At 70.0% G+C, this 19,837-nt stretch carries 19 protein-coding genes; 10 read left to right on the plus strand and 9 right to left on the minus strand.

Annotated elements, in window-relative coordinates; translation table 11 throughout:
- Window positions 1–12 precede the first annotated feature (12 nt).
- Window positions 13–1,593 (minus strand): Na+/H+ antiporter, encoded by a 1,581-nt coding sequence (locus tag ACWG52_RS12965; protein WP_390137901.1) that lies wholly within the window; start codon window positions 1,591–1,593, stop codon window positions 13–15.
- A 212-nt stretch (window positions 1,594–1,805) separates the two neighbouring features.
- Here ACWG52_RS12965 and ACWG52_RS12970 point away from each other — a divergent pair, with 212 nt between their 5' ends.
- From ACWG52_RS12970 to ACWG52_RS12980, 3 genes are all read left to right on the plus strand, one after another.
- Complete coding sequence (locus tag ACWG52_RS12970; protein ID WP_033218655.1) at window positions 1,806–2,066, plus strand: UBP-type zinc finger domain-containing protein; 261 nt, start codon at window positions 1,806–1,808, stop codon at window positions 2,064–2,066.
- 205 nt (window positions 2,067–2,271) lie between these two features.
- Window positions 2,272–2,685, plus strand: a complete 414-nt coding sequence (locus ACWG52_RS12975; protein WP_033218654.1) for an ATP-binding protein — start codon at window positions 2,272–2,274, stop codon at window positions 2,683–2,685.
- On the plus strand, window positions 2,682–3,722 hold the full coding sequence (locus ACWG52_RS12980; protein WP_030711586.1) for an RNA polymerase sigma factor SigF: 1,041 nt from the start codon (window positions 2,682–2,684) through the stop codon (window positions 3,720–3,722). The genes ACWG52_RS12975 and ACWG52_RS12980 overlap by 4 nt, the downstream gene beginning before the upstream one ends.
- Window positions 3,723–3,750: 28 nt before the next feature.
- On the opposite strand, the gene ACWG52_RS12985 is transcribed toward ACWG52_RS12980, so the two are convergent.
- Window positions 3,751–4,209, minus strand: a complete 459-nt coding sequence (locus ACWG52_RS12985; protein WP_030711589.1) for a hypothetical protein — start codon at window positions 4,207–4,209, stop codon at window positions 3,751–3,753.
- Between the two features lie 84 nt (window positions 4,210–4,293).
- Here ACWG52_RS12985 and ACWG52_RS12990 point away from each other — a divergent pair, with 84 nt between their 5' ends.
- Window positions 4,294–5,259 (plus strand): diacylglycerol/lipid kinase family protein, encoded by a 966-nt coding sequence (locus ACWG52_RS12990; protein WP_033219071.1) that lies wholly within the window; start codon window positions 4,294–4,296, stop codon window positions 5,257–5,259.
- A 324-nt stretch (window positions 5,260–5,583) separates the two neighbouring features.
- The gene (locus ACWG52_RS12995) at window positions 5,584–5,841 is read left to right on the plus strand and encodes a WhiB family transcriptional regulator (protein ID WP_003953983.1); all 258 of its coding nucleotides are present in this window, start codon (window positions 5,584–5,586) and stop codon (window positions 5,839–5,841) included.
- 224 nt (window positions 5,842–6,065) lie between these two features.
- Here the strand turns inward: ACWG52_RS12995 and ACWG52_RS13000 are convergent, their stop codons facing one another.
- Both ACWG52_RS13000 and ACWG52_RS13005 read right to left on the minus strand, forming a co-directional pair.
- On the minus strand, window positions 6,066–7,535 hold the full coding sequence (locus ACWG52_RS13000; RefSeq protein WP_390137899.1) for a sensor histidine kinase: 1,470 nt from the start codon (window positions 7,533–7,535) through the stop codon (window positions 6,066–6,068).
- Between the two features lie 357 nt (window positions 7,536–7,892).
- A complete protein-coding gene (locus tag ACWG52_RS13005) occupies window positions 7,893–8,489 on the minus strand; it encodes a TetR/AcrR family transcriptional regulator (protein WP_390137897.1) in 597 nt (198 codons plus the stop codon).
- An 84-nt stretch (window positions 8,490–8,573) separates the two neighbouring features.
- Here ACWG52_RS13005 and ACWG52_RS13010 point away from each other — a divergent pair, with 84 nt between their 5' ends.
- A complete protein-coding gene (locus tag ACWG52_RS13010; RefSeq protein WP_389805905.1) occupies window positions 8,574–9,335 on the plus strand; it encodes an SDR family oxidoreductase in 762 nt (253 codons plus the stop codon).
- A 6-nt stretch (window positions 9,336–9,341) separates the two neighbouring features.
- On the opposite strand, the gene ACWG52_RS13015 is transcribed toward ACWG52_RS13010, so the two are convergent.
- Window positions 9,342–10,208, minus strand: a complete 867-nt coding sequence (locus tag ACWG52_RS13015; RefSeq protein ID WP_453128739.1) for a leishmanolysin-related zinc metalloendopeptidase — start codon at window positions 10,206–10,208, stop codon at window positions 9,342–9,344.
- A gap of 232 nt (window positions 10,209–10,440) precedes the next feature.
- Between ACWG52_RS13015 and nagB the strand changes: the two genes are divergently transcribed.
- A complete protein-coding gene (gene nagB / locus ACWG52_RS13020) occupies window positions 10,441–11,226 on the plus strand; it encodes a glucosamine-6-phosphate deaminase (protein ID WP_390166230.1) in 786 nt (261 codons plus the stop codon).
- 166 nt (window positions 11,227–11,392) lie between these two features.
- Here the strand turns inward: nagB and ACWG52_RS13025 are convergent, their stop codons facing one another.
- The 4 genes from ACWG52_RS13025 to ACWG52_RS13040 all read right to left on the minus strand — a co-directional run bounded on the left by ACWG52_RS13025 (window position 11,393) and on the right by ACWG52_RS13040 (window position 16,187).
- Window positions 11,393–12,874, minus strand: a complete 1,482-nt coding sequence (locus ACWG52_RS13025) for a glycoside hydrolase family 3 protein (protein WP_390137891.1) — start codon at window positions 12,872–12,874, stop codon at window positions 11,393–11,395.
- Window positions 12,875–12,882: 8 nt separating this feature from the next.
- Window positions 12,883–13,761: a carbohydrate ABC transporter permease gene (locus tag ACWG52_RS13030; RefSeq protein ID WP_078909183.1), complete on the minus strand. Its 879-nt coding sequence runs from the start codon at window positions 13,759–13,761 to the stop codon at window positions 12,883–12,885.
- Window positions 13,758–14,777, minus strand: coding sequence for a carbohydrate ABC transporter permease (locus tag ACWG52_RS13035; RefSeq protein ID WP_389805911.1), 1,020 nt, complete (start codon window positions 14,775–14,777; stop codon window positions 13,758–13,760). The genes ACWG52_RS13030 and ACWG52_RS13035 overlap by 4 nt, the downstream gene beginning before the upstream one ends.
- 126 nt (window positions 14,778–14,903) lie before the next feature.
- The gene (locus tag ACWG52_RS13040; protein WP_390137889.1) at window positions 14,904–16,187 is read right to left on the minus strand and encodes an extracellular solute-binding protein; all 1,284 of its coding nucleotides are present in this window, start codon (window positions 16,185–16,187) and stop codon (window positions 14,904–14,906) included.
- A 289-nt stretch (window positions 16,188–16,476) separates the two neighbouring features.
- Between ACWG52_RS13040 and ACWG52_RS13045 the strand changes: the two genes are divergently transcribed.
- The 3 genes from ACWG52_RS13045 (at window position 16,477) to ACWG52_RS13055 (ending at window position 19,807) form a co-directional block, all read left to right on the plus strand.
- Window positions 16,477–17,241, plus strand: coding sequence for a GntR family transcriptional regulator (locus ACWG52_RS13045; protein WP_033218639.1), 765 nt, complete (start codon window positions 16,477–16,479; stop codon window positions 17,239–17,241).
- Between the two features lie 152 nt (window positions 17,242–17,393).
- The gene (locus ACWG52_RS13050) at window positions 17,394–19,613 is read left to right on the plus strand and encodes a carbon starvation CstA family protein (RefSeq protein WP_389805915.1); all 2,220 of its coding nucleotides are present in this window, start codon (window positions 17,394–17,396) and stop codon (window positions 19,611–19,613) included.
- Window positions 19,613–19,807 carry a YbdD/YjiX family protein gene (locus ACWG52_RS13055; RefSeq protein ID WP_033218637.1) on the plus strand — a complete coding sequence of 65 codons (195 nt, stop codon included), beginning with the start codon at window positions 19,613–19,615 and terminating at the stop codon, window positions 19,805–19,807. Before ACWG52_RS13050 ends, ACWG52_RS13055 begins: the two co-directional genes overlap by 1 nt.
- Window positions 19,808–19,837 lie beyond the last annotated feature (30 nt).

The following is a 19,837-nucleotide window of genomic DNA, read 5'->3' on the forward strand; positions in this document are numbered from 1 at the left end:
GCCCGCCCTCGCTCAGCCCTCCTCGCGGTAGGCCGCGGCCTCCTCCAGGTCCAACCGGCGCAGCAGCGCCCGCAGCATCTCGTCGTCGATCCGCCGCTGGTCCCGCAGGGTCACGAAGACCTCCCGCTCGGCCGCGATCATCTCCCGCGCGAGCCGCCGGTAGATGTCGTCCGCCGACTCCCCCGTCTCCGGATTGACCTCGCCCAGCCGTTCCCACACCGCGTTGCGCCGGCGCTCCATGACCGTCCGCAGCCGGTCCGCCAGCGGCGGCGGCAGCGTGCTGTTCTCCGGCTCCTCCAGCAGCTCGGCCAGCCGCTCCTCGGCCGCCCGCGAGGCCTCGCTCTGCGCCTGCGCCTCCGCCAGGGTCTCGGCCTGCACGTCCTTCGGCGGCAGCTTCAGTGCCCGGATCAGCGGCGGCAGCGTCAGCCCCTGCACCACCAGCGTCCCGATGACCGTGGTGAAGGTCAGGAACAGGATCAGATTCCGGTGCGGCACCGACATCGGCACGGAGAAGGCGATGGCCAGCGAGACCACGCCGCGCATCCCGGCCCACCCCACGATCACCGGGGCCTTCCAGTCGGTCTCCGGCTCCCGGTCCCGGATCCGTGGCGACATCCAGCGGGGCACGAAGGTCGCCGGGAAGACCCACAGGAACCGGGCCACCACCACCGCGAGGAACACGGCGATCGCGTACCAGGCCGCGTGCAGGCCGTCGTACTCGCCGAGCCCCTTGAGGACCACCGGGAGCTGGAGCCCGATCAGCGCGAAGACCACGGACTCCAGCACGAAGGCGACCACCTTCCACACCGCCTCCTCCTGGAGCCGGGTGGCGAAGTCGACCTGCCAGTTCCGGTGCCCGAGGTAGAGCGCGACCACGACCACCGCGAGCACCCCGGAGGCGTGCACCCGCTCGGCGGCCGCGTACGCCACGAAGGGGATCAGCAGCGACAGGGTGTTCTGGAGCAGGGGCTCCTTCAGTCGCGTGCGCAGATGGTGGATCGGCACCATCAGCAGCAGGCCCACGCCGATGCCGCCCACCGAGGCCAACAGGAATTCCGCGATCCCGCCCGCCCAGCCGGCGCTCACCCCGACGGCGGCGGCCAGCGCCACCTTGTAGGCGGTGATCGCGGTCGCGTCGTTGACCAGGGACTCACCCTGCAGGATGGTCGTGATCCGGTTCGGCAGCTTGAGCTTGCGGGCGATCGCGGTGGCGGCGACCGCGTCCGGCGGGGCGATCACCGCGCCCAGCACCAGCGCCACCGGCACGGAGAGCCCCGGCACCAGCGCGTACGCCGCGTACCCGACGACGAGCGTCGCGAAGAGCACGTAGCCCACCGAGAGCATCGCGATGGGCCGGACGTTCGCGCGCAGGTCCAGGTACGAGCTGTCCACGGCGGCCGTGTACAGCAGCGGCGGGAGCAGCAGCGGCAGCACGATGTGCGGGTCGAGGGCGTACGCGGGCACCCCCGGCACGTACCCGGCCAGCAGGCCGGCGGCGACCAGCAGCAGGGGCGCGGGCACCGGGGTCCGGCGCGCCAGCCCGGCGACCGCCGCACTGCCGGCGATCAGCGCCACCAGCGGCAATACCTCCATCGAAGATCCACCTCAATCGTCGGCCGCTCGCCCCGAACGCGCGGGCTTGGCCGAGGAGATCCCCAGGACTCGCACGGCGGGAACGTATTCTGTACGAGATCGAGCTCCGGTCAAAGCGTGACGCAACGACACTCCGCCGCATCGCGGCTCCGGCCCGTGCGCGCGGTTCGTCCCGAGACCGAAGGCCGCGGTTCCGGTACAAGGAGAATGCGATGAGCGAGTGCACCCACGTTGCCGAACTGCCGCGTCCCGAACCGGTGCCCTCGGACCACACCTGCCCCGAGTGTCTGGCCCTCGGCAGTCACCCCGTGCAGCTGCGGATGTGCCTGGTGTGCGGGCAGGTGGCCTGCTGTGATTCCTCGCCCCACCGGCACGCCACGGCGCACCACCAGGAGACGGGGCATCCGGTGATGCGGAGCTTCGAACCGGGTGAGACCTGGCGATGGTGTTTTGTCGACGGTTCGATCGTCTGAAGCGGGGTAGTTCAACCCTCCGCCGGTTCCCCTGATTTGGGCCCCGCAGACCCCTAGCCACTGTGCGTACCCATGGGCTTACCATCAGTCACTGGCTCGCAGGCGGGGTGCTCGAAGCGGGCACCAAGAGGGGTGCCGCGACACGATCGCCCGGATCGCGATAGCGTCACCGGCGAACAGAGCTCGTACCACCTTGGAGGTGAGGGTGTCCCAGATCGCAGGCGAGCCCGGGACTCAGGACTTCGTGGAAGTCCGGCTGCCCGCTGCGGGTGCCTACCTGTCGGTGCTGCGGACGGCCACGGCCGGCCTCGCGGCACGTTTGGACTTCACCCTCGACGAGATCGAGGACCTCCGCATCGCGGTGGACGAGGCCTGCGCGATCCTGCTCCAGCAGGCCGTGCCGGGCTCCGTCCTCAGTTGCGTGTTCCGGCTGATCGACGATTCGCTGGAGGTGACCGTCTCGGCGCCGACCACCGACGGGCGCGCACCGGAGCGTGACACGTTCGCGTGGACGGTCCTGTCGGCGCTGGCCGGCAAGGTCGAGGCCACGGTCGAGGAGAACAAGACGGTGAGCATCAGCCTCTACAAACAGCGCGGCGCGGGACCAGGCCCGGCGTGAGCGGCGGGGAGATCCCGGTGCGGGGCGGGGATCGGCCCCGGGTACGGCACGAGGTCGACGGCGGCATCCCGGAGCAGCAGCACGCCCGGCCGCACCCGGCTGACGCGGATGCGGAAGACGGCTTTTTGGACTCGGCGGAGCGACGGGCGGGCCCTATGAGCGAGAACCAGCAGGAACAACCACAACCACCCCAGCCGACCACGACGGGAGCCGAGGCCGAGGCCGCGGCCCCCGTGGTGGTGCCGGTGCCGGTGTTCGCCGCGACCCCGGCGTTGCCGGATCCGCGCGACCGCAGCGGCGCTCGGGCCCTGTTCATCGAGCTGCGGGCGCTGCCCGACGGGTCGGTGGAGAAGGCCGAGCTGCGCAACCGCCTGGTACGGATGCACCTGCCGCTGGTGGAACACCTGGCGCGGCGCTTCCGCAACCGCGGTGAGCCGCTCGACGACCTCACCCAGGTCGCGACGATCGGCCTGATCAAGTCGGTGGACCGGTTCGACCCGGACCGCGGGGTCGAGTTCTCCACGTACGCCACGCCCACGGTGGTCGGCGAGATCAAGCGCCACTTCCGGGACAAGGGCTGGGCGGTGCGGGTACCGCGTCGTCTGCAGGAGCTGCGGCTCTCGCTGACGACGGCCACGGCCGAACTGTCCCAGCAGCACGGCCGCTCCCCGACGGTGCACGAACTGGCCGAGCGGCTGGGGATCTCCGAGGAGGAGGTGCTGGAGGGGCTGGAATCGGCCAATGCCTACAGCACGCTCTCCCTGGACGTCCCGGACACCGACGACGAGTCGCCGGCGGTCGCGGACACGCTGGGCGCGGAGGACGAGGCCCTGGAGGGCGTCGAGTACCGCGAGTCCCTCAAGCCGCTGCTGGAGGGTCTGCCGCCACGGGAGAAGCGGATCCTGCTGCTTCGCTTCTTCGGCAACATGACCCAGTCACAGATCGCCCAGGAGGTCGGCATCTCCCAGATGCACGTCTCCCGACTGCTGGCCCGCACCCTGGCCCAGCTGCGCGACAAGCTCCTCGTCGAGGAGTAGGCGAGCGCGGGAAGAACCGGACGACCGGTTATCGGGCCTGTTCCCCGGGCCCGATACCGAGAGCCTCGGTCGCCGTCGGATTGACCAGGAGCGCCACGACGGCCACCGCGGCCACGGCCAGCGCCACGGCGGCGGCGATCATCGCGCCGCCGGTGCTGTAGAGGGTCCAGGCCACCGGCAGCGCCATCAGCTGGGTGATCAGGGCCGGGCCGCGGCTCCAGCGGCGGCCCAGGCGCAGCCCCCGGGCCGCGATCAGCGGCAGCGCGGCGAGCGCGAGCAGGGTGATCCCACCCGTCTCGGCCTGCTGCGGGGAGTCGGGGTCGCCCGCGATCCCCACGAACAACATGTAGAGCCCGAGGCCGGCCAGGGCCAGGCCCTCCAGGGCGGTGAGCGCGGCGGCCGCGGTCAGCCGGCCGGGCAGCGCGGCGGTCGGGACATCGGCGGCGGGAGCGGGGGCGGGGGCATTCGCGGGCTGCTTCTTACTCACTCCAGCAGGGTAGCGGCGCGGCCCGGACCCCGGAGGGGACGGGCAGTAGGGTCGGCGTCCGAAGGGGTGGGTAGTCTGGCGCTCATGCGTGCACTTCTCGTGGCCAACCCAGCAGCGACCACCACCAGTGCGCGCACGCGCGACGTCCTGACCCATGCCCTGGCCAGCGAGATGAAGCTGGAGGCGGTCACCACCGAGTACCGCGGGCACGCCCGGGACCTGGGGCGCAAGGCCGCGCACGAGGGGCTCGACCTCGTCGTCGCCCTCGGCGGCGACGGCACGGTCAACGAAGTGGTCAACGGGCTCCTGCACAATGGTCCCGATCCGGAGCGGTTGCCGCGGCTGGCGGTGGTCCCCGGCGGCTCCACCAATGTGTTCGCGCGCGCCCTGGGACTGCCCAACGACGCGGTCGAGGCGACCGGCGCGCTGCTGGACGCGCTGCGGGAGCAGCGCGAGCGGACGGTGGGTCTGGGCCTCGCGGCCGGCACCCCGGGTACGGAGGACGAGTCGGTCCCGGCCCGCTGGTTCACCTTCTGCGCGGGCTTCGGCTTCGACGCGGGTGTGGTGGGTCGGGTGGAGCAGCAGCGCGAGCGCGGCAAGCGTTCGACGCACGCTCTGTATGTGCGACAGCTGATGCGTCAGTTCTGGGAGGAGCCGAACCGGCATCACGGCACGGTCACGCTGGAGCGCCCCGGCGCGGACCCGGTGACCGACCTGGTGCTGTCGATAGTGTGCAATACGTCACCGTGGACGTATCTGGGGAATCGTCCCCTTTACGCCTCTCCCGAAGCCTCGTTCGATACTGCGCTTGACGTATTGGCACTGGACCGTTTGTCAACTCCGGCGGTCGCGCGGTACGCGACACAGCTCCTGACCTCCACTCCTGAGCGGGGTCCACACGGCAAGCACGCGGTGTCTCTGCACGATCTGACCGACTTCACCTTGCATTCGAAGGTTCCGCTTCCCTTCCAGATGGACGGCGATCACCTCGGACTGCGGACCAGCGTTCGGTTCACAGGCGTACGCCGTGCACTGCGTGTGATTGTGTGAGTAGAAGGGCCCGGAGGCCTTTCACTCGAACGTTTACGCGCCGGTCCACCCTCACGATGTAGGGCTGTGACCTAGTAGACACCGACGAATCAAAAAAAACTTTCCGGAAGGGGTTGTATCCCCGTCCGAGGTTTGCGAATCTCTTCATGGCGATCGGGACAGCCCGCAACACCCGGCACCCACACAGACCGCCAGAACCCCTCCACGAATCTCTGATTGATCACCCGCGTGAAACCGGGCGGTCGCGCTTCCCTCACGGGGGGATTCGTGAAAGCGTTCACATTCACAAGCAACCTGTTCGCAATACAAGGAGATGGAGCAGCCATGGACTGGCGTCACAACGCCGTTTGTCGTGAGGAAGACCCGGAACTCTTCTTCCCCATCGGCAACACCGGTCCTGCGCTGCTGCAGATCGAGGAAGCCAAGGCCGTCTGCCGCCGTTGCCCCGTCATGGAGCAGTGCCTGCAGTGGGCGCTCGAGTCCGGTCAGGACTCCGGTGTCTGGGGCGGTCTCAGCGAGGACGAGCGCCGCGCCATGAAGCGCCGCGCCGCTCGCAACCGGGCGCGCAACGCCAGCGCCTGACAAACGACTTTCGAGCCTCGACGCGCAGCGCGTAGTACCGAACAAGCGCTCAGCACCGTGCTCTTGGGCCCCGGACCGAATCATTCGGTCCGGGGCTCAGTGCTGTTCGGGGTCCGATCCCGGTCCGCGGGGACCGGATGCCGGGTGACGGCCGGTGACGGCAGCGGCGCCCGGGCGCCGGCCCGACCGTCACGTTGAGTCACGGCATCGCTGCTGTCTCCGTGCTACTTCTGCGGGCTGGAGGGGATGTCCAGGACGACCTTGGTGCCGCGCGGCTCGGCCCGGAGCATGTCGAACGTGCCGCCGAGCTCACCCTCCACGAGGGTCCGTACGATCTGCAGCCCGAGATTGCCGGCCCGCTGGGGGTCGAATCCCTCGGGCAGACCGCTGCCGTCGTCGAGCACGGTGATCAACAGTCGGCCGTCGGTGCGACCGGTTCCGGTGCGGATCGCGGCCACCTCCACGGTGCCCCGCTCCCCCTGGGTGAAGGCGTGCTCCAGGGCGTTCTGCAGGATCTCCGTGAGCACCATCGACAGCGGGGTGGCGACCTCCGCGTCCAGGATCCCGAACCTGCCGGTGCGTCGGCAGTCGACCTTGCCCGGGGAGATCTCCGAGACCATCGCGATGACGCGGTCGGCGATCTCGTCGAACTCGACCCGCTCGTCGAGGTTCTGAGACAGCGTCTCGTGCACGATCGCGATCGATCCGACACGGCGCACGGCCTCGTTCAGCGCCTCGCGGCCCTGCGGCGAGTCCATCCGGCGGGACTGGAGCCGCAAGAGCGCGGCCACGGTCTGGAGGTTGTTCTTCACCCGGTGGTGGATCTCCCGGATGGTCGCGTCCTTGGTGATCAATTCACGTTCGCGACGACGTAGTTCCGTGACGTCGCGGCACAGCACCAGGGAGCCGATCCGGGTGCCCTTCGGCTTGAGCGGGATGGCGCGGAGCTGGATGACCCCGCCGTCGCCGTCGACCTCGGTCTCCCGGGGGGCCCAGCCGCTCGCGAGCTTGACCAGCGCCTCGTCCACCGGTCCGCGGGACGGGGCGAGTTCGGCCGTGATGTTGCCCAGGTGCTGGCCGACGAGGTCGGAGGCGAGGCCGAGACGGTGGTAGGCGGAGAGCGCGTTCGGAGAGGCGTAGGTGACCACACCGTCGGCGTCGAGGCGGATCAGGCCGTCCCCGACCCGCGGGGAGGCGTCCATGTCGACCTGCTGGCCGGGGAACGGGAAGGAGCCGGCCGCGATCATCTGGGCGAGGTCGGAGGCGGACTGGAGGTAGGTCAGCTCCAGCCGGCTCGGTGTACGCACAGTGAGCAGATTGGTGTTGCGCGCGATCACTCCCAGTACCCGGCCCTCGCGGCGGACGGGGATCGACTCGACGCGGACCGGCACCTCCTCGCGCCACTCGGGGTCGCCCTCGCGCACGATCCGGCCCTCGTCGAGCGCGGCGTCCAGCAGCGGGCGGCGGCCGCGCGGCACCAGGTGGCCGACCATGTCGTCCTGGTACGAGGTGGGACCGGTGTTCGGGCGCATCTGGGCGACCGAGACGTACCGCGTCCCGTCGAGGGTGGGCACCCACAGGACGAGGTCGGCGAAGGACAGGTCGGAGAGCAGCTGCCACTCCGAGACCAGCAGGTGGAGCCACTCCAGGTCGGTTTCACCGAGAGCGGTGTGCTGGCGTACGAGGTCGTTCATGGAGGGCACCTTGCGAGCGTACCCCGGGTACGTGCCATGACTTTCCCCACGGCGGTACTCAGGAGTATCCAAGCGGGGCGCGGGCCGCGTACTGTTGGAGGAAGTGACGGGTTTCCAGGCCCCGTCATTGGATGGACAGAACAGAATGGTCTAGTCCACAATTGATTTCAGAACTTCCGCCCTCCCCGCACAGGAGGACGGATCGAGGTAAGCCGCGCGCTCTGCCCTGACCGCGCAGGCACCTCCACCGGCCGTCGGGAACCGCACACCTGTCGGCCGTAAGTACTCCGGGCTACGGTGCCGGGCGGGTCGAGGGTCCCGTCCTGCACCGTGGCCCAGAGGAACTTCTCCGGCCGGTCAGGCCGCGGGCCAGGCCGCCAGGGCCCGCTCCCCCACCGCCTCCAGCTCTTCCCGGCTCGCGCCGTCGCGCGACTGCTGGGACATCCCCTGCAGCACCGCCCCGGCGTACCGGGCCAGCGCCCGCGCGTCCGTGTCCGCCGGCAGCGCCCCCGTGGCCATGTCGGCCCGGATCCGGCTCTCGAACATCACCAGGTTGGCGTTGCGGCGCTCGCGGAGCGCCTGTGCCACCTCGTCCGAGGTGGTGTTGATCGCGGCGCTGATCACCATGCAGCCCCGCGGGTGGGCGGGGTCGGTGTAGATCTCGGCGGCCTCGCGCAGGATGCGGGCGACGGCCGCCCGTGCGGTGGGCTCCTCGGCGAGCGCCACGCTCGCGAAGTCCCCGTACCGGCAGCCGTAGACCGCCACGACCTCGTCGAAGAGCTTGCGCTTGTCACCGAAGGCCGCGTAGAGGCTGGGCGCGCCGATGCCGAGCGAGGCGGTCAGGTCGGCGATGGAGGTCGCCTCGTAGCCACGCTCCCAGAAGGCGAGCATCGCCTTGTCGAGGGCGGCGTCGCGGTCGAAGGAACGGGGCCTGCCGCGCTGTCCGGTCACCATGGCCACATTCTATAGCGGGCGCTAGGGAATCTGATACGTTCCTTTCTGTAGCGACCACTAGCGATTACCGGAGGGGGGCGCGTCATGGGCGTGCTCAAGGGGAAGACGGCACTGGTCACGGGCGGCGGCCGGGGCATCGGACGAGCCGTGGCCGAGCGGCTGGCGCGGGACGGGGCACTCGTCGCCGTGCACTACGGACGCGACGAGGCGGCGGCGAAGGCGACGGTCGCGGCGATCGGGGCGGCCGGTGGACGGGCCTTCGCGATCGGCGCCGAGCTCGGCGTCCCGGGCGACGCGCGGGCCCTCTGGGCGGCGTACGCGGCCCATCCCGACCACACCGAGGGCGTGGACATCCTGGTGAACAACGCCGGGGCGGCGGTCTTCGCGGGGATCGGGGACACCGACGAGGAGATGTACGACCGGGCGCACGCGCTCAACGCCAAGGCCCCGTTCTTCGTGATCAAGTACGGGCTGGAGCGCCTGCGGGACGGGGGGCGGATCGTGAACGTGACCGGCACCCCGGAGATCGCCCTGCCGGCCATCCTGGCCACGGTCATGGCCAAGGGTGCGGCGAACGCGCTGACCCGGTCGCTGGCCGCCGAGCTGGCTCCGCGCGGGATCACCGTGAACTCGGTCGGCCCCGGCATCACGGAGACCGACCTGAACGCCGGCCTCCTCGCGGACGAGGCGACCCGGGCCCACCTGGCCGCCCGCTCCGTCTTCCACCGGGTGGGCACGGCCCAGGAGGTCGCCGACGTGGTGGCCTTCCTGGCCTCGCCCGACTCCCGCTGGGTGACGGGCCAACACATGGACGCGACGGGCGGCCTGCAACTGGCGCTGATCTAGTACCGGTCAGGGTCGGTCGGCGGGGACGCTGCTGGGGACGGTCGGGAGCATGACACCCCTCGGGGGTGCGGTCTCTCCGCCGCCGGCCATCGCGATGACGAAGGGGTCGGGGAGCGCGTAGGGCTCCGCCGCGTCGAGGTCGACCTGGTAGCCGAGGCCCCCGAGGCTCGCCACGGTCAGCCTGCTCAAGGGGTTGCCGGGGCCGCCGATGGTGGGCGACATCAGCTCGTTGCCGAAGACCCGTTCCCGCCGGTGGCCACCGGCGCTGCCCGCGCCGCCGACGTTCGCGACCGGTACGGGAGTGGGCTGCCCGGCTCCGATGAGGGTGCCGAACTCCTTCATGGCGCCGGGGCCGACGAAGGTGGGGTTGGGGCCGGGGAAGTCCTTCAGCAGACCGAAGGCGTCCCAGAGGGTCCCGATCCCCAGCACATGGCCCATCTCGTGCGTGATGACGTCCAGCAGTGAGCCGTCGTCCTCCATCCGTCCCAGGTCGGCCTTGTCGAACCGCATGATGCCCGTGGCGGGCAGACGCGCTCCGGTGGCCGCCGTCTCGCGCCGCAAGCGGATCGGTCCCGCCTCGCCGAGCGTGCCGAAGATCCCGTCGATCACGACGCCCTCGGCATCGATCAAGAGGTCGTCGATGACGACGTCGCCCGTGAAGTCGCGCAGGATCGCGGTCTCCAGGTCACCGACGATGACCCTCGCCCAGCGTTCGGCGGCCTCGGCGAAGACGTCCCGCTGGCCGCTCGTCAGCCCGCCGACGAACCGCACCTCGATCTGGAACGGGAAGGTGGTCGCGGCGAGCAGCTCGGCGCGACCGGCGTCCGCGACAGCCCTGTAGGTCTCGAAGGCGTAGGTGGTGCGCCTTCCCATGACGACCACTCCAATCGCATATACCATGATTTACCTACCAAAACCACCCTAATCACTCATGGAGTTGCAGACAGGGCAATCAACCGGTTGAAGGTTCCCCCGACCTCACCGGAGGCCGGGCGTCCGGATCCGGCCCACCATGGATGACGACGAGGCCCTGTCACGGACGGCGGCCTCTGCTAGATTGGTCTATACCACCCCACGTCATCCACTCCAGATCGGCAGGCCCCGCGTGGAAGTTGTCATCGTCCCGGACGCCAAGGCAGGCGGCGAGCTCATCGCGGAGGCCATGGCCGCCCTGGTGCGGCGCAAGCCCGACGCCCTGCTCGGCGTGGCGACCGGCTCTACCCCGCTGCCCATCTACGAGGCCCTCGCGGCCAAGGTCCGCGCCGGGCAGGTCGACGCCTCCCGGGCCCGGATCTGCCAGCTCGACGAGTACGTCGGCCTGCCGGCCGGGCACCCCGAGTCCTACCGCGCGGTCGTGCTCCGCGAGGTCGTCGAGCCGCTGGGTCTGTCCGAGGCCTCCTTCATGGGACCCGACGGTTCGGCCGAGGACATCGTCGGCGCGTGCGAGGCCTACGACCGCGCCCTGGCCGAGGCCGGTGGCGTCGACCTCCAGCTGCTGGGCATCGGCACGGACGGCCACATCGGCTTCAACGAGCCCTGCTCCTCGCTCGCTTCCCGCACCCGGATCAAGACGCTGACGGAGCAGACCCGCGTGGACAACGCGCGCTTCTTCGACAACGACCTGGAGCAGGTGCCGCACCACGTCATCACCCAGGGCATCGGCACCATCCTCGACGCCCGTCACCTGATCCTCCTGGCCACCGGCGAGGGCAAGGCGGAGGCCGTCGCGCAGACCGTCGAGGGCCCGCTGTCCGCGTTGGTTCCGGCCTCCGCGCTGCAACTGCACCGGCACGCCACGGTGATCGTGGACGAGGCGGCCGCCTCGAAGCTGAAGCTGGCCGACTACTTCCGCCACACCTACGCCGACAAGCCCGCCTGGCAGGGCCTGTAGCCGCACGGGCACGGCAGAAGGGCCGGACTCCCCGACGGGAGTCCGGCCCTTCGCCGTACGGAGGCGCCCGCCCCGGAGAGGATCCCGTGGCCGACACCTGACAACCCCCGCTCCGGAGGTGGTCCGGAGCGGGGGCTGTCGCCCTGGTCAGGGGTACGTGGCGGGATCAGACTCCCGCGATCACCTCGGCGGCGGCGCGGCCGCAGACCCGCGAGGCGCCGTGCGTGGCGATGTGCAGGGCCCCGCGCGGCCGGGCGCGCGGCAGGCCCATCTCGACCACGACCGTGTCCGGTCGGGCCGCGACCAGCGCGTCGAGGGCCTCGGTCATCCAGGGGTGCCGGTGCGCGTCACGGACCACCGCGACGACGGTACGGTCCCCCGCGGCCGCCAACACGTCCCCGGCGCCGGAGCCCTCGGGGAAGACGCCCGCCTCGGTGCCCGGGAGCAGTTCGACGAGTTCCGCCGCCAAGCCCCACGGGGTCTCGTCCCCCACCGCGATGTTCGCGACGGGCGCGAGCGTGGCGACGTAGGGCGCGGTGAGCGGCTTGGTCGAACCGGTGACGAGCACGGCGCGGCGGGCGGCCGTCAGCCCGATGCCGGACGCGCGGTTCCCCTCCGGCCGCGCGTCCGGCCGGGCTCCGCGGGTCCATGCGGCGAGCGCGCGGACGCGGGTGGCGGCGTCGGCGAGGCGCTCCTCGGGCAGTGCCCCCTCGCGGACGGCCGCGACCAGCGCGTCGCGCAGCCGCAGGACGGTGGCTTCGTCGGCGAGTCCGCCGCCGACGCAGATGGCGTCGGCGCCGGCCGCGATCGCCAGGACCGAGCCGCGCTCGATCCCGTACGTCCCGGCGATGGCGTGCATCTCCATGCCGTCGGTGACGATGAGGCCCTCGTAGCCGAGCTCCCCCCGCAGCAGACCGGTCAGGATCTGCGGGCTGAGGGTGGCCGGGCGGGTCGGGTCGAGGGCGGGCACCAGGATGTGCGCGCTCATCACGGCCTTGGTGCCGGCCTCGATCGCCGCCTTGAAGGGGACGAGTTCGCGGGCCTGGAGGGTGTCCAGGTCCACGTCGATGCGCGGCAGGGCGTGGTGGGAGTCGACGTTGGTGTCGCCGTGTCCCGGGAAGTGCTTGGTGCAGGCGGCCACTCCGGCGGCTTGCAGGCCCTGGACGTACGCGGCGGTGTGCCGGGCTGCGAGGTGGGTGTCGGCGCCGAAGGACCGTACGCCGATCACCGGGTTGTCCGGGTTGGAGTTGACGTCGGCGGACGGGGCCCAGTTGAGGTTGACCCCGCACTCGGCGAGCCGGCGGCCGAGCTCGCGGGCGACGCCGCGGGTCAGGTCGGTGTCGTCGACGGCGCCGAGGGCCAGGTTGCCGGGGAAGGAGGAGCCGCTCCGGACCTCCAGGCGGGTGACGTCGCCGCCCTCCTCGTCGATGGCGACCAGGACGTCGTCGCGCTCGGTACGCAGCTGCGCGGTCAGCGCGGCGAGCTGCTCGGGCGAGGTGATGTTGCGGCCGAACAGGCCGACGGCGGTGAGGCCTTCGCCGACCTGCCGGAGCAGCCAGTCGGGGGCGGTGGTGCCCTCGAAGCCGGGCTGGAGGACGGCGAGGGCGTCGCGGGTGAGCGTATCGGTGCGGTGCGCAAGGACAGTCATGGCGGCCGTTATCCCTTCACGGCGCCGGCGGTCATCCCGCCGACGGCCTTGCGCTGGAGGAAGATGAAGATGAGCAGGACCGGGACCGCGAAGAGCGAGGACGCGGCCATGGTGGCGCCCCAGTCGTTGCCGAAGGCCGACATGAACTCGGTCAGCCACAGCGGCAGGGTCTGCGCGCTCTTGTCCTTGTTCAGGATCAGGACCATGGCGAACTCGTTCCAGGCCGTGATGAAGCCGAAGAGCGAGGTGGACATCAGGCCGGGGGCCAGCAGCGGGAAGATCACCTTGCGGAAGGCCTGGCCGCGGGTGCAGCCGTCGATCTGGGCCGCCTCCTCCAAGGTCACCGGGACGGCGGCGATGAAGCCGCGCAGGGTCCAGATGGTGAAGGGGAGGATCATCACGAAGTAGATCGCGGTGAGCAGCGGGAGGCTGTTCAACATCTCTCCGTCGCGGGCGATCATGTACATCGCGATGACCATGACCTCCCAGGGGGCCATCTGGGCCATCATCACCGTGAGGACGAGGCCCTTGCGGCCCTTGAACCTCATCCGGGCGATGGCGAAGCTCGCGGCGAGGGCGACGAGCAGGGCCAGCGCGACGGCGCCGACGGTGACCAGGACGCTGTTGGTGACGTACGTCCAGAAGTTGGAGACCCCGGTGGCCTTGGTGAAGTTGTCGAGCGTCGGGGTGAAGACGAAGACCGGGTCCTTCGTGAGCATCTGGCTCGACGGCTTGAGGGCCGAGGAGAACATCCAGTACACGGGGAAGACGAAGACCAGGGCGAGGAGGAGCGCGCCGAGGTTCTTGACCACGGCGGCGGGGCGGACCGGTCGGCGCTTGCGGAGCTGCTGCGCGGGCTTGGGCGCGGTGGTGGTGGGGCTGCTCACTGCTCCTCCTCCTGCTTCAGGATCAGGCGGAAGTAGAAGGACATGACGACCACGAGGATCAGGATCGTCAGGACGGAGATCGCGGCGGCGAGGCCGTAGTGGGCCTGGCTCTGGCCCTCGACGTAGGCGAAGACCGGGAGGATCTCGGAGGCGCGGTCGGGGCCGCCCTTGTTCATCGCGTAGACCTGGGTGAAGGCCTTGAACACCCAGATCACTTCGAGGAACGTGGTGATGAGGAAGAACGGCCGGAGGTTCGGGAAGACGATCTTCCAGAAGGTCTGCCAGCCGTTGGCGCCGTCCATCCGGGCGGCCTCGTACAGCTCGGCGCCGACCGTGGTCAGTCCGGCGTACATGTTGAGGGCGACGAAGGGGATGGAGCCCCAGACCACCAGGACGGTGACGATCGTCAGGGTGGACAGGCCGGTCTGCATCCAGTTGTGCTGTTCGTACCCGGCGAAGCCGGCGCTGCGCATCACCCAGTTCATGACGCCGAACTGCTCGTCGAACAACCACTTGAAGACCTGCACGGAGGCGACGATCGGCATGGCCCAGGCCATCACCAGCGCCATCGACAGGACCAGCCGCATCTTCTTGCCGAGCCGGTTGAGCAGGATGCCGATGAGGCTGCCGAGCACCATGATCAGTGCGACGTTGGCCGCGGTGAAGGCGAAGCTGCGGGCGACCACGGTCCAGAAGTCCGCGTCACCGATCAGCTGGGTGTAGTTGGAGAATCCCGCGAAGGGGTACTTCCGCTGGATGAACTCGATCTTGTTGATGTCCTGGAAGGACAGGATCACGTTCTTGATCAGCGGGTACAGCAGCAGTGTCGCGAGGGCGAGCACCGCCGGGGCGACCAGCAGGTAGGGCAGCCACCCCGAGGGGAGCGGCTTTCTGCCCCCGCGAGGAGACGTGGGACCGGGGCCGGTCGGGGACGCGGTCTCCTCGGGCCGTCCGGCGGGCTTGTGTGGTGCGTCCTGTGGAGCGGCCGTCATCGCTCCCTGGGAGTGCACGGTCATGGCGTGGCTTCCTCGCGGTTGACTGTGGAGTCAAATGCCCGACCGGGGGCACGGCATGCGGCATGGCGCCTGCCGTGCCCCCGGTGCGATCACACTGCTGGGTGGTGCGGGAACTGCGGAGTGGGGCTACTTGTTGATGCGGTTCGCGATTTCCTTGTCCGCGTCCGCGCCCGCCTTGGCGGCGTCCTCACCGTTCAGGACCTTGGTCATGAACTCCTTGATGGGGTTCGGCTCGGTCTCGACGTTCGCCCAACCCGCGGTGACCGGGGTGATCTTGCCGTTGAGGCCGGCCTTGCCCATGGCCTCGGCGAAGGAGCCGGCGGCCGGGGTGAAGTTCGCGCCGACCTGGTTCGGCAGCAGGGCGCCCTTGGTCTCGGCGGCGTACTTGGTCATCTGGTCCTTGCCTGCGGCGAGGGCCAGCCACTCCTTGGCGAGCTCCTTGTTCTTGGAGCGCTCGGCGATCGCGAGGTTGGAGCCGCCGAGGAAGACGGTGCCGGTCTTGTCCGCGGTCTTGCCCGGGATCGGGAAGTAGCCGAAGTCGGCCTCCTTGCCCGCCTCCTTCAGCGCCTTCTCGGCACCGCCGGCCTCCCAGCCGAGACCGATCCAGGAGGCGACGCCGCCCTTGGGAACGATGTCGGTGGACTGCTGCGGGGTCGCCTCGTCCTTGTCCTTGGGGGCGGTGGAGAAGGACTGGAGCTTCTTGTAGAAGTCCATCGCCGAGGCGGCCTGGGGAGTGGCGAGGCCACCCTTCCACTTGGCGCCGTCCTTGACGGCGAGGTCGCCGCCCTCGTCCCAGACGAAGCCGGCGAGGACGTACCAGCTCTGGCCGGGCAGGTAGATCGGCTGCGAGGCCGGGTCGGCCGCCTTCAGCTTCTCCAGACCGGCGATCCACTCGTCGCGGGTCTTCGGCGGGGTCACGCCGGCCTTCTCGTAGGCCTTCTTGTCGTAGACGACGACGCGGTTGGCGGCGTACCACGGAGCGGAGTAGAGCTTGCCGTCGATCTCGGCCGAGGCGAGCATGCTCTTCTGCCAGGCGTCGGCGCCGAGTGCGGCCTTGTCCTTGGTCAGGTCGGCGAGACCGCCGGTGACCGCGTAGCCGGCGGTCTGCGTGTTGCCGAGCTCCAGGACGTCCGGCGGGTTGTTCTCGGAGAGGGCCGTGGTGACCTTCTCCTGGATGCCGGTCCACTTCTGCTCTTCGACCTTGACCGTGACACCGGGGTGCTTGGCCGAGAACTCCTTGTTGACCTCGTCGATCCAGGCCTTGGGAGCGGAGCCGTCCATCACCCAGACGGTGATCTCCTTGGCGCCACCCGCGTCGGTCTTCGCCTTGTCGTCGCTGCCGTTGCCGCACGCCGCGACTCCGACCATCATGCCCGCGACACTGACCGCCGCGATGAGCTTGCGCTTCACGCCACCCTCCTCAGGGATGCCTGCCTGCACTTCCCTCGCCCGCCGCGGTGACATACGCGAAGTACTGCCGTGGGGCCGGGATCTGATCCATATTGGTTTAGACCAGTAGCTGGAGCTTGGCCTAGACCTTTAGGGGTGTCAAGGGTCTAATGAGCGGGTGCTCGGTCCGTTATCGGACCGACACCTGGGGAGAGAGAAGGCCTGTCCCCCCACTCGTGTCACGATGTGACCGCACATATCGGAGGAGCCGGTGACGGCAGCGAAACTGGAGTCGGGAAGGCGGGCGGCGATGGCCACCGAAGGGGCGACCACGGAGCCGGACGGCGGGGCAGTCACCCGCACGGCACGCGTTCCCAAGTACTACCGACTCAAGCGGCACTTGCTCGACATGACCGAGACACTGCCCCCCGGCACCCCGGTGCCGCCGGAGCGCACGCTCGCGGCCGAATTCGACACCTCGCGGACCACCGTCCGACAGGCCCTCCAGGAACTGGTCGTAGAGGGGCGACTGGAGCGGATCCAGGGCAAAGGCACCTTCGTCGCCAAGCCCAAGGTCTCCCAGGCGCTGCAACTGACCTCGTACACGGAGGACATGCGGGCCCAGGGACTGGAACCGACGTCCCAGCTCCTCGACATCGGCTACGTGACGGCCGACGACACCCTCGCCGGACTGCTCAAGATCACCACCGGTGGACGGGTGCTGCGCATCGAGCGGTTGCGCCTGGCCAGCGGTGAGCCGATGGCCATCGAGACCACGCACCTGTCGGCCAAGCGCTTCCCCGCGCTGCGCCGTTCGCTCGCCAAGTACACCTCCCTCTACACGGCTCTCGCCGAGGTCTACGACGTGCACCTGGCCGAGGCCGAGGAGACCATCGAGACCTCGCTGGCCACCCCGCGCGAGGCCGGCCTGCTCGGCACCGACGTCGGCCTGCCGATGCTGATGCTCTCCCGGCACTCCCTGGACGCCGACGGCGAACCGGTGGAGTGGGTGCGGTCGGTGTACCGCGGCGACCGGTACAAGTTCGTCGCCAGGCTCAAGCGCCCCGCCGTCTGACCTCACCCCTCCCACCCCGCCCGACCTGGCCCGTCGGACCCCGCGTCCTCGATTCCTTCACATACCGGAATACGGACGGGGTCTTACGCTCAGCGGGCGATCCCCCGTAGATTCCCTGCGCTTACGCAGATGATCGACGAGGGGACGAGGTCATGCCTGAACCGGAAGCAACAGGGACAGAACGGGACGCGGCGAGTCCGGGCAGTACGTCGGGCTCGCCTTCTCCCCGGTCCATCGCCGCGTGGGTGCTCGTCGGACTCGTGGGCGCCATCGGCTGGGGCGTACTCGCGCTCTCGCGCGGCGAGGAGATCTCCGCCGCCTGGCTGCTCGCCGCCGCGCTGGGCTCGTACGCGATCGCCTACCGCTTCTACGCGCGCTTCATCGCGAACCGCGTGCTGAAGGTGGACGCCACCCGGGCCACCCCCGCCGAACGCCTTGACAACGGTGTCGACTTCCATCCCACCGACCGCCGAGTGCTCTTCGGCCACCACTTCGCGGCCGTCGCCGGCGCCGGTCCGCTCGTCGGACCCGTACTCGCCGCGCAGATGGGCTATCTGCCGGGCACCATTTGGATCGTTGCCGGCGTCATCTTCGCCGGGGCCGTCCAGGACATGGTCACGCTGTTCTTCTCCACCCGCCGCGACGGGCGTTCGCTCGGCCAGATGGCCCGGGACGAGATCGGCCCCGTCGGCGGGGCCGCCGCCCTGATCGCCGTGTTCGCCATCATGATCATCCTGCTGGCGGTCCTGGCCCTCGTCATCGTCAACGCCCTGGCGCACTCGCCCTGGGGCGTCTTCTCCATCGGCATGACCATCCCGATCGCCGTCTTCATGGGCTTCTACCTGCGCGTCCTGCGACCGGGTCGGGTCACCGAGGTCTCCGTCATCGGCGTCGCGCTGCTGCTGCTCGCCATCGTCGCGGGCGGCTGGGTCGCCGAGTCCTCCTTCGCGGACACCTTCACCCTGGAGAAGGAGACGCTGGTCATCTGGATGGTGGTGTACGGCTTCCTGGCCTCGGTGCTGCCGGTGTGGATGCTGCTCGCGCCCCGCGACTACCTCTCCACCTTCATGAAGGTCGGCACCATCGCGCTCCTCGCCATCGGCGTGGTCATCGCGATGCCCACGCTGAAGATGCCCTCGATCACCGACTTCGCCGCCCGCGGCGACGGACCGGTCTTCGCCGGGTCGATGTTCCCCTTCGTCTTCATCACCATCGCCTGTGGCGCGCTCTCCGGCTTCCACGCCCTGGTCTCCTCGGGAACCACCCCGAAGATGATCCAGAAGGAGACCCAGGTCCGCATGATCGGCTACGGCGCCATGCTGACCGAGTCGTTCGTCGCCGTCATGGCGATCATCGCGGCCTGCATCATCGAGCCCGGCCTCTTCTTCGCGGTCAACTCGCCGCCCGGAATCATCGGCACCACGGTCGAGTCCGCCTCCCAGGCGGTGACCAACTTCGGTTTCGCCGTCTCCCCCGAGGCGCTCGCCCAGGCCGCCAAGGACGTCGAGGAAGCCAGCCTGCTCTCGCGCACGGGCGGTGCGCCGACCTTCGCACTCGGAATGTCGGAGATCTTCTCCGCCGTCGTCGGCGGCGCCGGCATGAAGGCGTTCTGGTATCACTTCGCCATCATGTTCGAGGCGCTCTTCATCCTGACGACGCTCGACGCGGGCACCCGCGTGGGCCGGTTCATGCTCCAGGACACCCTCGGCAACGTGCACAAGTCCTTCAAGGACGTCAGCTGGAAGCCCGGCGTGTGGTTCGCGAGCGCGATCGTCGTCGCCGGCTGGGGCTACTTCCTGTGGGTCGGCATCAAGGACCCGCTCGGCGGCATCAACCAGCTCTTCCCGCTCTTCGGCATCGCCAACCAGCTGCTCGCCGCGGTCGCGCTGGCCGTCTGCACCACGCTGCTGATCAAGTCCGGCCGGCTCAAGTGGGCCTGGGTGACGGGCGTCCCGCTGGTCTGGGACGCCACCGTGACCCTGACCGCGAGCTACCAGAAGATCTTCTCGGAGGACGTGAAGGTCGGGTTCTTCGCCCAGCGCGACAAGTACCAGGCCGGAATCGACGCCGACAAGGTCCTGGCGCCCGCCAAGAACATGGACGACATGCACACCGTGGTCACCAACGCCACGGTCGACGGCGTCCTGTGCGCCCTCTTCGCCCTCCTGATCATCGTGGTCCTCGCGGACGCGGCCCGGACCTGCCTCAAGGCCGTCCGCGACCCGGGCTCGGCGACCCTCTCCGAGACCCCGTGGACCGAGTCGAAGATCGTCGCCCCGGCCGGGCTGATCGCGACCGCCGAGGAGCGGGCGGAGCTCGCCGCGGCGGGTCCGGAGGCGGGCGGCGGACACGTCAAGGAGCCGGTGGCCTGATGAGCGTGCGCAGCGCGCTGGCGAAGGCGCGGTTCTACGTACGGGAGTTCTCGGGGGAGGCCGCGTACGACCGGTACGTGGCCCACGCCCGCTCCCACGACCCGGACGCGGAGGTCCTGACCCGCCGCGCCTTCGAGCGCGCCCGCACGGACGCCCGCGAGGCGGACCCCCGCGAGGGCTTCCGCTGCTGCTGAACCACCCCGCACGCCGAAGGCCCCGCCGCT

It is taken from the genome of Streptomyces sp. CLCI03 (assembly GCF_053615355.1).